At 38.6% G+C, this 14,976-nt stretch carries 10 protein-coding genes and 3 pseudogenes; all 13 read right to left on the bottom strand.

Annotation, left to right across the window (positions count from 1 at the left end; translation table 11 throughout):
- Positions 1–8: 8 nt before the first annotated feature.
- The 13 genes and pseudogenes from hsdR to purC all read right to left on the bottom strand — a co-directional run bounded on the left by hsdR (position 9) and on the right by purC (position 14,975).
- Entirely contained in the window at positions 9–2,312 is a 2,304-nt protein-coding gene (gene hsdR, locus JCM1039_RS07875; RefSeq protein WP_025015337.1) for an EcoAI/FtnUII family type I restriction enzme subunit R, read from the bottom strand.
- A 203-nt stretch (positions 2,313–2,515) separates the two neighbouring features.
- A complete protein-coding gene (locus JCM1039_RS07870; protein ID WP_025015336.1) occupies positions 2,516–3,322 on the bottom strand; it encodes a DUF4393 domain-containing protein in 807 nt (268 codons plus the stop codon).
- A 131-nt stretch (positions 3,323–3,453) separates the two neighbouring features.
- The gene (locus JCM1039_RS11750; RefSeq protein ID WP_025015335.1) at positions 3,454–4,458 is read right to left on the bottom strand and encodes a hypothetical protein; all 1,005 of its coding nucleotides are present in this window, start codon (positions 4,456–4,458) and stop codon (positions 3,454–3,456) included.
- A 126-nt stretch (positions 4,459–4,584) separates the two neighbouring features.
- Entirely contained in the window at positions 4,585–4,914 is a 330-nt protein-coding gene (locus JCM1039_RS07860; RefSeq protein WP_025015334.1) for a hypothetical protein, read from the bottom strand.
- A gap of 313 nt (positions 4,915–5,227) precedes the next feature.
- The gene (gene purD, locus JCM1039_RS07855; protein ID WP_025015333.1) at positions 5,228–6,487 is read right to left on the bottom strand and encodes a phosphoribosylamine--glycine ligase; all 1,260 of its coding nucleotides are present in this window, start codon (positions 6,485–6,487) and stop codon (positions 5,228–5,230) included.
- Positions 6,488–6,499: 12 nt separating this feature from the next.
- Positions 6,500–8,200: a bifunctional phosphoribosylaminoimidazolecarboxamide formyltransferase/IMP cyclohydrolase gene (gene purH, locus JCM1039_RS07850; RefSeq protein ID WP_280113559.1), complete on the bottom strand. Its 1,701-nt coding sequence runs from the start codon at positions 8,198–8,200 to the stop codon at positions 6,500–6,502.
- Positions 8,083–8,637: a phosphoribosylglycinamide formyltransferase gene (gene purN, locus JCM1039_RS12885; RefSeq protein WP_081775152.1), complete on the bottom strand. Its 555-nt coding sequence runs from the start codon at positions 8,635–8,637 to the stop codon at positions 8,083–8,085. Before purN ends, purH begins: the two co-directional genes overlap by 118 nt.
- A 9-nt stretch (positions 8,638–8,646) precedes the next feature.
- Positions 8,647–9,683 (bottom strand): annotated as a pseudogene (purM, locus tag JCM1039_RS11220) (phosphoribosylformylglycinamidine cyclo-ligase).
- Positions 9,670–11,135, bottom strand: a pseudogene (gene purF, locus JCM1039_RS11215) (amidophosphoribosyltransferase). Before purF ends, purM begins: the two co-directional pseudogenes overlap by 14 nt.
- Positions 11,111–13,339 (bottom strand): annotated as a pseudogene (gene purL / locus JCM1039_RS11210) (phosphoribosylformylglycinamidine synthase subunit PurL). The pseudogenes purF and purL overlap by 25 nt, the downstream one beginning before the upstream one ends.
- Positions 13,336–14,007 (bottom strand): phosphoribosylformylglycinamidine synthase subunit PurQ, encoded by a 672-nt coding sequence (purQ, locus tag JCM1039_RS07825; RefSeq protein ID WP_025015332.1) that lies wholly within the window; start codon positions 14,005–14,007, stop codon positions 13,336–13,338. Before purQ ends, purL begins: the two are co-directional and overlap by 4 nt.
- Entirely contained in the window at positions 14,004–14,258 is a 255-nt protein-coding gene (purS, locus tag JCM1039_RS07820; protein ID WP_025015331.1) for a phosphoribosylformylglycinamidine synthase subunit PurS, read from the bottom strand. The genes purQ and purS overlap by 4 nt, the downstream gene beginning before the upstream one ends.
- Positions 14,259–14,975, bottom strand: coding sequence for a phosphoribosylaminoimidazolesuccinocarboxamide synthase (gene purC, locus JCM1039_RS07815; RefSeq protein ID WP_025015330.1), 717 nt, complete (start codon positions 14,973–14,975; stop codon positions 14,259–14,261). It abuts the gene before it with no gap.
- Position 14,976 lies beyond the last annotated feature (1 nt).

The following is a 14,976-nucleotide window of genomic DNA, read 5'->3' as shown; positions in this document are numbered from 1 at the left end:
TAAACTCCCTAACTGTATATTTTTTCTTTTACTTTCTTAATAGTATCTTCGTAATTCTTTTTGCCGCCAAAGGACAAAATAATCTTGACGGCACCGCCATATTTCTCGAATTCAGGCAAACTTAATACCTTATTACTCTCCAAATCAGCAATCCCATCATCTTTATATTTTTCTAGCAGAGCATCAAGAATATCTCTAGCAGCACCTTGATATTTATCGAGAATACCTGACTTTTTAACATTCTTGATTCGCTCTGACTTCGTCAGTGGCTTTTGATTGTATGCAAGATGAACCATCAGGTCAAATGGATCCATATCCTTAATCTTCTTTTGCTTGATAATTTCCTTATAAAGAATGCCATGCTTTTCCATCTCATCAAGCAACACTTGCTTCTTATCAGCCTTATTCCAAGCTTGAAGGAAATTATCCAATGTAGCATATTCACCAAGAATATTTTTCTTAGTGTAGTCAACCAAAGAAGTGGTGATTAGGTTACCATGTTCATCTAAGAATTGAGTTTCGGCATTTGAAACCTTTACATTACGATTTACTTCATATTTTTGCTTAGCAGAATCTGATACACCAGAATAATGAGATTTGTGAGAGCTTGTGCCTTTATTACCATCAATTATCTCAATTGGTTCACCATCAAATGCTGGATCAGCAAATAATCTTGATACTCCACGGAAATCAATAATAGTGAAGTAACTCTTTCCATGATCAGTATCTAGTCGAGTACCACGACCAATAATTTGTTTAAACTCTGTCATGGAATTAATGTTTGAATCTAACACAATTGTTTTACAAGTTTTTACGTTAACACCTGTAGTTAACAATTTAGAAGTCGTAACTATTGTAGGAACTTTACTTGTAACATCTTCAAAATTATCTAGTTGTGATTTACCTGTATTATCATCACCAGTAATTCTCATAACATAACGTGAATCTTCAGCAACTAAATCCGTATTTTCATTTACGAAAGCCTGACGCATTCTTTCGGCATGTTCAATGTCCTCGCAAAAGACAATAGTTTTATCCCAGCGCCGATCATTTTCTTTCATATACTTACTTACATATTTAGCCACCATTTCGGTACGTTCATCGATGACTAAACTTTTATCAAAATCACGTGTTGTATATAACTTCTTATCAAATTCGCGACCATGCTTATCTCTCTCACCTTTAAACGGGCGAAATCCGTTAATATCTACATTGAAGTTAACTCTGATAACTTTGTATGGTGCTAAGAAACCATCTTCAATCCCTTGTTTAAGTGAGTATGTATAAACCGGATCGCCAAAGTATTGAATATTTGAAGCTTCTTTATCATTCTTAGGAGTAGCAGTCATACCTAAATGAGTTACATTAGGACCATCAAAGTAATCCAAGATCTTGCGCCATTGACTATCAGCCTTAGCAGAACCACGGTGAGCTTCATCAATTACAACTAAATCAAAGAAATCAGGCTTAAGTTGTCTAAATGGTTCATGACCAACATCTTCATCTTTTCCTGCCAATTGTTGATACAGAGCGAATTGAATTGGATATGCGCTATCCATATGTCCATCTTGAACTTTAGTTATCTTGTCACTTAATGGACTAAAGTCGTTTAACCTTGCTTGATCAACCAGAATATTACGGTCGGCTAAATAAAGGACTCTATGCTTGATGCCAGCCTTTAACAAACGATAGACGATTTGAAAGGCAGTGTAAGTTTTACCCGTACCAGTAGCCATAACTAACAAAATACGACGATCACCATTGGCTATCTTTTCTACTACACGGTTAATAGCATTTTGTTGGTAATATCGAGGTGAATATGTATCTCTGGATGAATAATATGGCTCATTAATTGCTTTGATTTCTTTGTCAGATAGTTTCTTTTCTTTAATATATCTCTTCCAAAGTTCTTCTTTAGTTGGAAATTCATCTAGAGCAAAAGTTCTTTCTTTACCTGTCAACATATCATGCTCAACAAATGCATCCCCGTTAGAAGAATAAGCAAATGGTACTTGCAAGTCTCTAGCATACCCCATACCTTGTTGCAAACCAGCGCTAGGTTGTGGGTGCTTTTTTCTGTCCTTAGCTTCAATTACAGCAATCGGATAATTAGGCTTATATAAGAGTAAGTAATCAACCTTTTTACCATTACCACGTTTAGCCACATCGTCTACAACATTGATCTGGCCATCCGTATAGTAATATTCCATCAAAGAATCTTTTTTCTTCCAACCTGCTGTTTCAAAAATAGCAGGAGAAATATATCTATTCTTGATATCCTCCTCCGTTAAATTCATTTTTTCAGGATCCATATCATTCACCTCATTTAGTTAGGATTTGATTCATCAAAAATCACTTTTAGTTCTATTATCGTAGAAAAAGCGCTACAACTCAATATTCCTGCTACTGAAAAAGCCCTTAGTTTTCACTAAGGGCCCCTATTTCATTTAGATATTTGTAAATTACATATAAAAAATACTTTCTTCAGAACAAGAAGTGTATATCCTCTTATTACTTATCCAAAAATACAATACAACAGATTGTTTCCAAAATCTGTTGGCTGAATCTGTCCAGGTATCATTCTAACAAAAGGTATATCATTATCATTGTTGGCTTTATATTTGTCTTGGGTTTGTAAATAGCTCTCAAGCAAAGCATATTTCTTATCAAATTCTCCGCCTGTCTTATAGTGGTTATCTTCTTGTTGAATTATACCTAATGACTGCAATACATCAATAGATTCTGTAGGAATTCTTTTTATCTCATTGTTATTGTTACAAAGATATCTATCCGTTACTTCAATATACTCTGATTTAGATATATTTGTATAACGCAGATGACCAATTGGAAAGTAGTGATAGTCTTGGTCATTTATTTCTTGAAGGAAAACAGCATCTTTATAGCCTATTTGAGATAAAACTGTAGCATATCTAGGTGTGATATCTTCATTCTTTTGTCTGTTAACCCCTGAAGCCAATAAACTAGAAAACATGTCCTGAAGTAACTCATTATTTATTTGATATCGAGCTTCTTCTAAAGCTTTTAATGCTAAACCTGGCTTACTGAAATCTTGATCTTCCTCTGGTATCTTATTGATCTTATTAGCAATTTTATTGGTGAATTTAGCAAGTGCTTGTTTCTCAATAACGTTTAATGCTAGTAGAGGAGAAAACAATATTGATAAAATAGCACCAACACCTTTTCCAACCTCATTTGCTGCAGGATTAAAAAGTAATTCTCTAGTTGATTCGGGAGTAAGATCTTTAATTACCTTCAATGTATTAGGATCAAAGATGTTTTTTAACATATTAGGATCAAACATAAATATCCTTTCTAGCTACTTTTAGGTAGCTTTTCATAATTGTTTTACAGCGCAGAGTAAGCAGAAGTCTAATGTACTATAAACATACTGTTTAGTAACTAGTTGAAGCAATCAATTAAATAAATGCCAATTTATTCATTTTCTTTTGGTGCAGGCTTATACAATACACTACTTGAATAATAATCATTGTACATATCAGATATACCATTTAATAAAAGATCACAAAGATTCTTTTGCGTTTTACCAGTATTATGATGATCTACAGAATTTCGTGCCATGTATAGCAAATTAATAAAAGTAGCTTGTCTTGAAGTAACATTAATAGGAGCTCTTTTAAAATATCCTACATAATCATAAGCAGTTGGATTCTTAGGAAAATCTTTAAGCAATCTTTTTCCTTTTTTATCCTTAAAACCATTTTTATCATAATTTGTAAGAATAATTAGCATTAAATGTTCTAAGCAACTGCCTAAGCCTGTAGCACATAAAAACCATTTTTCATTCTCGTAAGCAAAAAGGCATTGATTAAATTCATCTTCAAATTGACTATCATTTAAACTCTTAAGCATATCTTTAAAATGATATCTATCAATAAAGAATCTTTGTTTCGTATTAGGAAAATCTGGAAATTTTTGTACTGGTGTTGAATTTTCTTCTGCTTCTTGAGCTGCATCATATTCTCTATCTACCCATGTTTTAGCCCACTCCTCGAAGAAAATATCATCCTTCTTGTTTTCATCAAAATCTGAAAAAGTAAAATCTGTAGATGCTTGGCAAATTGTTTCACTTATATTCTTATCTATTAAACCTTGACTTATTAGCCATGCAACTCTAGATAAAACAAGAGAATCACCAATCCTACTAAATTCAGGATTGCTTGTCCTACTAATCAAATCCATAAACTTAATATCATCTTTTGCTGTGTCAGCTTTGACTGCAAAATACATTGTAGAATGATCATATCTTCGATAATCACTAAATACCTTAACAACATAAATAATAACGTGTTTATGTCCACTCCAAGAAAACCTAGCCAATTCTGCTTTAGGAATGTGATAGAAGTTCACTCTCTTTAAATATGCCTGATGCAGTTTATCAATAAATTGATTGTCAGTATTTGATTCCAAATTGCTCATTTGAACCTCCTAAAAAATAAAAGCTCCTAGCTACACGAGCTAAGAGCTTTATTAATTTCAAACATTATCCAAAAGTATTATATCATAAATTCATTATCAGAATTATTTCAATTCTTCACATGGATTTTATCTTACATTCTTAAACCATCTGGCATCATTTCTTAAAACGGTCCAATAATGTCCACCAATCACAAATTGCCATAGATAATGAGTACCTGGACAGCGCAGTCTTAAATATGTCCCTTTCCTAATAGGTGTTTTATGAATAAATTTCATTTGATACATAGCAGCACCTCTAGGCACATATGGCTTATATCTATAAACCTTCTCAGTAGTTTTTACAGTATGCCATTTTTCAGAATACTTGCTTATGGCTTGAACTGGTTGAGCAGTTGAAACACTTACACCAGCAAATGTTAAACAAATCAATGCCAGCAACATCGTTATTTTCTTCATAATATTCTTTTCTCCTTTACCCCCAATACAAGCCTATTATATAAGAGAAAATTTAGTATGACCTAGAATGTTATTAACTTATCAAAAAAGCCCTTAGTTTTCACAACTAAGAGCTTTTTAATTATCTTCAAAACCTCCACTTGCGTGGAGAACACTAATTACTCGTTCTTCTATTAAAAGTCGCTTCAGGATCACCTCCACCCACGTGGAGAAAAATATATCATCGATCCCATTTCTGCGATCAAGTGTTCGTATTAATTATACCAAATCTTACCAAAACAAAAAAGCCCCAACTGGGACTTTCTTCATACGTCTAATCTCTCAAAGCACGATTACCAATATCATGACGGTAGAAGCAATCTGGCAGATCAAGCTTACTCAAATAAGAATACACATTATCCTGCGCCTGGACTAAATTATCAGCTTCCGAAATCACCATGAACAAGCGACCACCATCACCTATTAGATTATCCAAGTCGCCTTTCACATTAGCATAATCGATATAAGTATTAGTGCCTTCAGGCAACTTGCCAATCTTCACGTTAGGAGCCGGATGCGTTGGGTAACCTTTGCTGCAGACAACCACGCCCAAGATAGAATTATCATTTTCCTCAATCTCAGGCAGTTTTTCATAATTTACCGCTGCGTCGATCACTTGCGCAAAGTCATTTTTAACACGAGGCAAGACAACTTGCGTTTCAGGATCGCCCAAGCGGACATTATATTCAATGACCTTCGGACCATCTTCAGTTAACATTAAGCCAATGTACAAAACGCCGCAGTAATGATAATTGCCATGAACTAAACCATTCATCGTGGGCTTCACAATCTCGTCGATCATTCTTTGCCGATCTTCTTTTTTCAGCTGTGGCAAAGGAGAATATGATCCCATACCGCCGGTGTTTGGACCCTTATCGCCATCACCAACTCGCTTGTGGTCTTGCGCCATCGGCAAAATCGTAAATTGATCTTCAGAAACAACCACAAACATTGAATATTCCGGGCCAACCAAGCATTCTTCAAGAACGACAGCAGTTTGACCACCAGCAAACATTTCTCTGATCGTCTCTTCTGCCACATCTTGATTCTTAGCAATGGTTACGCCCTTACCGCCAGCCAAGCCATCTTCTTTGATAACTACTGGGAAATCAAAATCATTCAAACCAGCAATACAAGTTTCGGCACTAGTATAAGTTTTATGGCGTGCCGTTGGAATGTTGTATTTGCTCATGAAGCGCAAAGCGTAATCTTTTGAACCTTCTAATTGTGCCGCTCTTTGGTTAGGGCCAAAAATCTTTTGCCCAGCTTTTTCAAATTTGTCGGTAATGCCAGCACAAAGGACATTTTCTGGTCCAACAAAAGTCCAATCAATATGCTTACTTTTGGCAAAATCCAGCAGACCATCAAGATCAGTTTCTTCAATTGGCACGGTTTCAACGCCAATTGTTTGCATCCCCACATTGCCCGGTGCACAATACACAGTCTTAATATGTGGGCTCTCCTTCAGCTTTTTCGCCACGGCAAACTCGCGTCCACCTGAACCAACAACTAGTAAAACTAAATCATCTTTCATCGTTTTCACCAATTAGTGTCTAAAGTGACGGTAACCTGTAAATACCATTGCAACGCCGTACTTGTCGGCCATCTCGATTGAGTCTTTATCGCGGATGGAACCACCAGGTTGAACGATTGCCTTGATGCCATGCTTTGCAGCGTATTCAACACAGTCGTTAAATGGGAAGAAGGCATCTGATGAGAGCACTGCGCGGTCATCAATGGCATCCCCGGCGTGGTTGATCGCAATCTTAGCCGAATCAATTCTGTTAGGTTGGCCTGCACCTACACCAAGAGTTCTTTCATCGTTAGCTACAACAATCGCATTAGACTTGGTATGCTTTACTGCCTTCAAGGCAAACATCATGGTCTTAAGTTGTGCTGCAGTAGGTTGAGCCTTAGTTACCACTTTCCAGTCGTTGGTATTTTCAACAAGCGTATCTTGTTCTTGTTGCAAGATACCGCCCATGACTGAAACGACTTCTGGACGAGTTGGCTCATTTTCTTTGTCAAAGTCTAATTCAAGCAATCTAACATTCTTTTTCTTTTCCAAAATTTCGAGTGCATCGTCGTCAAAGCCCGGTGCAATGATGATTTCCAAGAAAATCTTGTGCATCTTTTCGGCAGTAGCTAAATCGACTTTTCTGTTCAAAGCGATAACCCCACCGAAGATTGAAACTGAGTCAGCTTCATATGCTCTGTCCCAAGCTTCTTCAAGACTATCACCGCGGCCGATGCCACATGGGTTCATGTGCTTCATTGCAACAACAGTTGGTTCATCTTGGAATTCACGAATGCAGCGCAGTGCTTCATCAGCATCCTTGATGTTGTTGTAAGAAAGTTTCTTGCCGTGCAATTGATGTGCTTGCAAGATTGAGAATCTCTTTGGAATTGCATCTTCGTAAAGCCATGCTTTTTGGTGGGAGTTTTCACCGTAGCGCATCTTTTCTTTCAGATCATAAGTCAAAGTCAACTTTTCAGGATCTTCAAGGCCAACTTGCTTGGTTAGGTAATTTGCAATAATTGCATCGTAAGCGGCAGTTGCTCTAAACACCTTAGCTGCTAATTTTGCTCTTGTTTCGAGCGTGGTGTTACCATTTTCCGCAATTTCTTTTAAAACTAAATCATAGTCAGCTTTATCGGTTACGACAGTGACATCTTGATAGTTCTTCGAAGCTGCACGCAATAAACTTGGACCACCAATATCAATGTTTTCGATTGCTTCTTCTCTAGTAACATCCGGCTTTTCAATCGTTTGTTTAAATGGATAAAGGTTAACGCAAACTAAATCGATTGGCTTGATGTTCAATTTCTCTAAAGTTGTCATATGTTCCGGATCGTTTCTTTTAGCAAGAAGTCCGCCATGAATATATGGGTTCAAAGTCTTCACACGGCCGTCCAAAATCTCAGGGAAATTAGTAACTTCTTCAACGCTGATTGTCTTGATACCAGCTTCGTCTAAAGCCTTCTTGGTACCACCGGTAGAAACAATTTCATAGCCATTTTCGGTTAACCCTTTGGCAAAATCTACCAAATTGGTTTTATCACTGACACTGATTAATGCACGTTTCATTTTAGTTTTTTCCTTTTCCATTCTTTGACTTAATACTTTTCTTAACGTAGCTGGGAATAGTTGATGTTCTGTTTCATGAACTCTTGCCTCAAGCGTTTCAACCGTATCATCTGGATAAATTGGGACAGCCTGTTGAGCAATGATAGGCCCATGATCCAAATGGCATCGATAAAATGCACCGTCACGCCGGTTTCTTTTATCTTGCCTTGCTTGTAATCTTCAAAAGCTCTTTCGATTGAATTGAGGCCGGGATAACTTGGCAGTAATGCGGGATGCAAATTGATGATTGAGTTTGGATATTCGTTTAAAATCGTGGGACCAACCACTCTGAGATATCCGGACAAAACAATGAAATCAATTTGATAATCTTGCAAAACTTTCAGTAGACGCTTTTCATAGGCATCTTTGCCGCCGCATTCTTTAACGGAAAAAGTTTCGTATGGCACGCCTAATCTTTCGGCTCTTTTAACTACCGGAGCATTCGGATGATTGCAAAACATTAAAGCCTCGGTTCCGGGAATTTCGCCAGCTTGAAACTTTTTAGTTAAAGCTTCAAAGTTGGTTCCATTCCCAGAAGCTAAAATAGCAACTCTCATTTTTCTCCTCTATTTGATTACGATCTTTTCTTCCCCTTCGGGGCGTGCAACTAATTGACCAATTTCGTAGAATTTTTCATTCTCGCGATTTAGTTGTTCTTTGACTGCAACAATGTTTTCTACTGGAACGGCTAAAACTAAACCAACGCCCATATTGAAAGTGTTGTAGCAATCTCGTTCATCTAAATTGCCTAGTTTTTTCAGATAATCAAAAATTGGTAAAACAGGCCACGAACCTTTATTAACCACTGCTTGCAAGTCATTGCTATAAATTCGAGGTAGGTTTTCAATGAAGCCGCCACCAGTAATATGGCAATGCCGTGAACTAAATGCTTTTTTACTAGTGGTAAAACTGCTTTGACATAGATTCTGGTTGGCGTAAGGAGTGTTTCGCCTACGATTTTGCCCGCTAATTCTGCTGGTTTGTCGCTTAATGAAACGTCGTGATCTTTGAACAAAATTTTTCTAATTAAACTGAAACCATTAGAATGGACGCCACTCGATGGCAAAGCAATTAAATAATCGCCTGCTTTGGCTAAAGAACTAGATAATAAGTCCTCTTTTTCCGCAATCCCAGTTGAAAAGCCAGCCAAATCATATTCGTGGGGTTCATACATATCGGGCATTTCCGCGGTTTCACCACCAATTAAGGCAGAGCCGCTTTTCTTGCATCCCTCAGCCACGCCCTTAACTACGTCAGCCAATTTCTTTGGATCGTTATGACCACAGGCAATGTAATCTAAGAAAAATAAAGGTTCCGCACCTTGGGCTAGCACATCGTTAACGCACATGGCCACGCAATCGATGCCGACCGTGTCGTTTTGGTTCATCTTTTGCGCAATCATTAATTTGGTACCTACACCATCCGTGCCTGAAACAAGAACGGGATGCTTGTAACCCAATTCTTCTAAATCAAACATGCCGCCAAAGCTACCAATCCCACCCATGACACCTTTACGCTTAGTTGCAGCTACCATCGGCTTAATTCGATTGACTAAATCGTAACCAGCAGTGACATCTACGCCGGCTTCTTTATAACGATTCATTTGATAATTCCTTTCTTTGTCGCCGTTCCTGGGCATTAAGAGAAGCTAAATAGCCAGCTTCATAGTCATCCAATTTAGTTGGATACTTTCCATTAAAGTAGGCAACTGTCAGACCCGATGAATCGCCTCTATCAGGTACATCGATGGCCTTGATCAAGCTATCAATGCTTAAAAAGCCAAGGCTATCAGCGCCAATGATTTTGCGCATTTCTTCTACTGAGTAATGGGCAGCCAGCAGTTCAGAACGAGTTGAAATGTCGATGCCATAAAAACAAGGGAATCTAAATGGTGGGCTGGCGATTCTCAAATGTACTTCTTTAGCACCAGCTTCTTTTAGCATTTTGACAATTTGCTTAGAGGTAGTCCCTCTTACGATTGAATCATCAATGACAGCGATCTTTTTACCAGCAACGACACCACGAACAGCTGACAGTTTTAACTTAACACTCTTTTCACGCAAGGCTTGGGTTGGCTGAATGAAGGTTCTGGCAACGTATTGGTTTTTAACCAGACCCATTTCATAAGGCAACCCCAATTCTTCGGCGTAACCAGAAGCAGCTGACAAAGATGAGTTTGGTACGCCAATTACCATGTCGACATCGGCTGGAGCCTCACGAGCTAGCAGCCGCCCCATTCTTTTTCTAGCATTATGAACAGTCACACCATGTATGATTGAATCAGGACGAGCAAAATAGATGTATTCCATTGAACAGATTGCTAAATGAGTATTTTTAGTAAAATGATCAATTTTCATTCCGTCTCGATCGATGATAATCAATTCACCTGGCTGAACGTCACGGACGAACTTGGCGCCAATGATGTCGAGTGCACAAGTTTCGCTAGAAACAACGTAGGCGCCATTGTCCAATTTACCAATACATAAGGGACGAATCCCATTAGGATCAAGTGCCGCAATCATGCGATCTTTTTGCAAAAGCAGGAAGGCAAAACCACCGTGAACTTCATTCAGGCTTTGCTTTAAAGCTGAAATAAAGCCATCTTTGATATGATTACGAATCAAGTGAATCAAGATTTCGGTATCAGATGAGGATTGAAAAATTGCCCCTTGCTTTTCGAGCTTGTCGCGTAAAGATACGGCATTAACTAAGTTGCCGTTGTGAGCTAAGGCAACATCACCGTCTAGAAAATGAAAGAGAAATGGTTGTACGTTTTGAATCGAATTACAACCCGTTGTACTGTAGCGAACGTGACCAATAGCACTGTCGCCGACCAATTTTTTTAAATCATTCGGATCAGCAAAAGCATCGGATAAAAGGCCACGATCGCGGTGTTGATACAAATGCTCACCATCGCTTGAGACGATGCCGGCCCCTTCTTGTCCGCGGTGTTGCAAGTTATGCAAACTAGGTAAGTTAATTGACTGGCATCAGGTGCACCAAAGACGCCGAAGACGCCACATTCCTCATTTAGGCTTTTGATTTCATTAAACAAGGGATGCACTCCTTCCAAATCTTTTGCAATTCAGCTACATCTTCATTTACTTGATCGTTGGCCAGCGAAATATTCAATTGCTGATCAGCAGTAACTTGACCAATTTCACTAACGGAATCGCCCATTTCTTGTTCAAATTTTTCCGCATTTGCAGGATCAACTGAAACGATCAAGCGACCTGGAGTCTCACTGAAAAGCAGATTTTTATCAAAATCAAGTTCGATCTTTGCACCAAAGTCTGTATCAAAAAGTGTTTCAGCTAAGGAAACGCCTAAGCCACCTTCGCTTAGATCGTGTGCACTTTTGACTAAGCCGTTAGCCATTAATGCTTGCAATTTGTAAAGGTATTGCTTTATCTCTGGCAAGTTTGGCGCATGTGGCAATCCGCTAATTTCACCAGTGATCATCTTTTGCAATTCTGAGCCAGCAAAATCATCATCTGTCTTACCAACTAGATAAATCTTGTCGCCTGCTTTTTGCATGTGCATTGGAATGACGTGATCATAATCCTTGATTAAACCAACCATCCCAATCATTGGTGATGGATAAATTGCCTTGCCATTATTTTCGTTATAAAGAGAGACATTTCCTGAAACAACCGGTGTTTCTAAGATTTCACATGCATCGGCAATCCCTTGACAAGATTGATGCAATTCCCAGAAAATTTCTGGATCATTAGGGTCACCATAGTTAAGACAGTCAGTAATTGCTAAAGGTTGGGCACCACTAGCCACGATATTTGTTGCACTTTCAAGGACAGTTCTTTGACCACCAACTTTTGGATCAAGATAGACAAAGCGTCCATTAGTATCAGTAGTCATCGCAATTGCCTTCTTAGTATGGCGCACGCGCAAGACACCACTATCTGAACCAGGACCTACAATCGTGTCCGTTCGAACCTGTGAATCATATTGTTGCGTTACAAATTGATCGTTAGCAATGGTTGGCTGATTCAAAAGATCTTTTAAAGTTTGACCGGCACTTTCAATATTTGGTTGCCAATTTTCACTTTGCTCAGCATCAATGATTCTTTGTGGTTTCTTTTCTGCGCTTTTTTCTTCAAGGACTTTTTTCAGTTAAAGTTACCACTGGAATATCACATACCACTTGATCATCGTGATGAAGCACGTATCTACCATCATCAGTAATGCGACCAATAGTTACAGCGTCAAGGTTGTAATCATCAAAAATCTTCTTAACGTCTTCTTCATGACCCTTCTTTACACAAAGGAGCATTCTTTCTTGAGATTCACTAAGCATAATCTCGTAGGCTGACATGTTAGGTTCACGTTGAGGTACCAAGTTAAGGTTAAGATCCATGCCAGACTTACCTTCAGTGGCCATTTCAGCACTTGAAGAAACAATTCCAGCTGCACCCATATCTTGAATACCAACAAGCCATTCGCGGTGATGCAAAATCAGTTCCAAGCAAGCTTCCATCAAGAGTTTTTCCATAAATGGATCACCAACTTGTACGGCTGAACGTTGGGTCGCATGTTCTTCAGAAAAGTCGGCTGAAGCAAAAGTAGCACCGTGGATACCATCACGACCGGTTTTAGCACCAACGTACATTACGGCATTGCCAACACCGGTGGCATCCCCGTGTTCCATATCCTTGATATCCATAATGCCGACATTCATCGCATTTAATAAAATGTTGCCGTTGTAACAAGGATCAAATGTAGTTTCGCCACCTAAGTTAGGAATTCCCATGCAATTGCCGTAGTCGCCGACGCTTTAATGGTTTCTTCCATCTTGTAGCGCATCGTAGGATTATCTTTTAATTCACCAAAGTGAAGTGAGTCAAGAATTGCGACTGGACGAGCGCCCATACTGAAAACGTCTCTTAAAATACCGCCAACACCAGTTGCGGCACCTTGATAAGGTTCAACTGTAGTTGGGTGGTTGTGGCTTTCAGCTTTAAACACCACTGCTTGACCATCATCAATATCAACTACACCAGCACCTTCACCTGGACCTTGAACAACGCGTTTACCCTTGGTTGGGAAAAGCTTCAAAACTGGCTTAGATTTTTTGTAAGAGCAGTGTTCACTCCACATTGCGGAGAACAAGCCGATTTCTGTGTAGTTGGGCAAGCGATGAAGCAAATGATCGCAAATATAATCGTATTCGTGTTCTGATAAACTCCAATCGAGATAAGGCTTTTTCTCTTTAATTTCTTCTGGTGTCATCGCTTGTTTCATGCTTGAACTCCTGCTTTCAAAAGTGACTTAAATAAAGGCAATCCATCTGTGCCGCCAAGAATTTTTTCAACGGCTCTTTCAGGGTGAGGCATCATGCCTAAAACATTGCCTTCTTTGTTACAGATACCAGCAATATCATGAAGACTGCCATTAGGATTTTCACCATGATATCTAAAGACAACTTGATGATTGTTTTCTAATTCTGCAAGCACATCTTCGTCTGCGTAATAGCTGCCATCACCGTGAGCGATAGGAATACGGATAAGTTCTTTATCTTCATACTCAGTAGTAAATGGCGTATGTGTATTTTCAACTTCTAGCGTTACGGTTTTGCACACGAATTGAAGACTATCGTTTTTCTTAAGTGCTCCAGGAAGCAATCCCATTTCTGTTAAAATTTGGAAACCGTTGCAGACACCTAAAACTAGCTTTCCTTCTTCTGCCATCTTTTCAACGGCTGGAATAATATTTGAAAAACGAGCGATTGCTCCAGTTCTTAAGTAGTCACCGTAAGAAAAGCCACCTGGTAGAACAACTGCATCAAAACCGTCTAGGCTTTTTTCTTTGTAAGAAACATATTCAATGTCTGCTTTGCAAACGGTGTGAAAAGCTTCATACATATCGATATCGCAATTAGAGCCTGGAAAAACAACTACTGCAATTTTCATGCATTTTCCTCCAAAACTTTAATCTTGTAAGTTTCCATATTGAAGTTAACCAATAAAGATTCGGCGATGTCTTTAACATCTGCTTTAACTTTATCTAAGTTGTCTTCGTCTAAAGTTATATCGAAGAACTTACCAACAACAATTTTCTTAACTTCGTCATGACCGAGGGAATTAACTGAATCGGTGATTGCGGCTCCTTGTGGATCAAAAACTGAAGGCTTGTAGGTTACGTAAATACGGACAGTAGTCATTTAAATCTCCTTTAGTGCTTGCTTAATGCGGGCTAAATCTTGTTCATAGACAGTAGTTAAATCACCAATGTCTCTACGGTAGACATCCTTATCCATATGCTTCTTGGTCTTTTTGTCCCAAAGGCGGCAGTTATCTGGTGAAAATTCATCTGCGAGGATGATGTTTCCGTCTGCGTCTTTACCAAATTCAAGCTTAAAGTCGACTAATTCCATTCCAGCCTTATCAAAAAGTGGAATCAAAAGCTTGTTAACTTGGCGAGATAATTCCCAGATCTTCTTTTGTTCTTCTGCAGTTGCAACGTGCAATGCAATCGCATCAGATTCGTTCATAATGGGGTCATCGAGTTCGTCGCTCTTGTAGAATAATTCTTCAACTGGGGTATCGAACTTTTCACCTTCGCCCAAGCCATAACGACTTGAGAAATGGCCAGCTGCAATATTTCTAGTAACAACTTCAAGTGGGAACATGTCACACTTTTTAACTAATTCTTCGGTATCTGAGATTTTCTTGATGAAATGAGTTGGAACACCGTTCTTAGCTAAGTATTCAAAAATTAAGGTTGAAATCTCGTTGTTCAAATAGGCTTTGTTCTTAAAGTCATCCTTCTTCTCACCGTTACCAGCAGTTGCCTGGTCGGTATAAACCACGCGTAAAACTTCTGGGTCATCTGTAGACCACATTTCTTTAACTTTGCCGGTATACAACAACTTTGCCATT

Source organism: Lactobacillus kitasatonis DSM 16761 = JCM 1039 (assembly GCF_000615285.1).
GTDB classification, from domain to species: domain Bacteria; phylum Bacillota; class Bacilli; order Lactobacillales; family Lactobacillaceae; genus Lactobacillus; species Lactobacillus kitasatonis.
The sequence above is the reverse complement of the archived record's forward strand: the minus strand, read 5'-3'. Positions and strand labels throughout refer to the sequence as shown.

Coding starts and splice junctions, on each gene's coding strand:
- hsdR (WP_025015337.1), bottom strand. CDS start 2,312: ATGGATCCTGAAAAAATGAATTTAACGGAGGAGGATATCAAGAATAGA.
- JCM1039_RS07870 (WP_025015336.1), bottom strand. CDS start 3,322: ATGTTTGATCCTAATATGTTAAAAAACATCTTTGATCCTAATACATTG.
- JCM1039_RS11750 (WP_025015335.1), bottom strand. CDS start 4,458: ATGAGCAATTTGGAATCAAATACTGACAATCAATTTATTGATAAACTG.
- JCM1039_RS07860 (WP_025015334.1), bottom strand. CDS start 4,914: ATGAAGAAAATAACGATGTTGCTGGCATTGATTTGTTTAACATTTGCT.
- purD (WP_025015333.1), bottom strand. CDS start 6,487: ATGAAAGATGATTTAGTTTTACTAGTTGTTGGTTCAGGTGGACGCGAG.
- purN (WP_081775152.1), bottom strand. CDS start 8,637: ATGAGAGTTGCTATTTTAGCTTCTGGGAATGGAACCAACTTTGAAGCT.
- purQ (WP_025015332.1), bottom strand. CDS start 14,007: ATGAAAATTGCAGTAGTTGTTTTTCCAGGCTCTAATTGCGATATCGAT.
- purS (WP_025015331.1), bottom strand. CDS start 14,258: ATGACTACTGTCCGTATTTACGTAACCTACAAGCCTTCAGTTTTTGAT.
- purC (WP_025015330.1), bottom strand. CDS start 14,975: ATGGCAAAGTTGTTGTATACCGGCAAAGTTAAAGAAATGTGGTCTACA.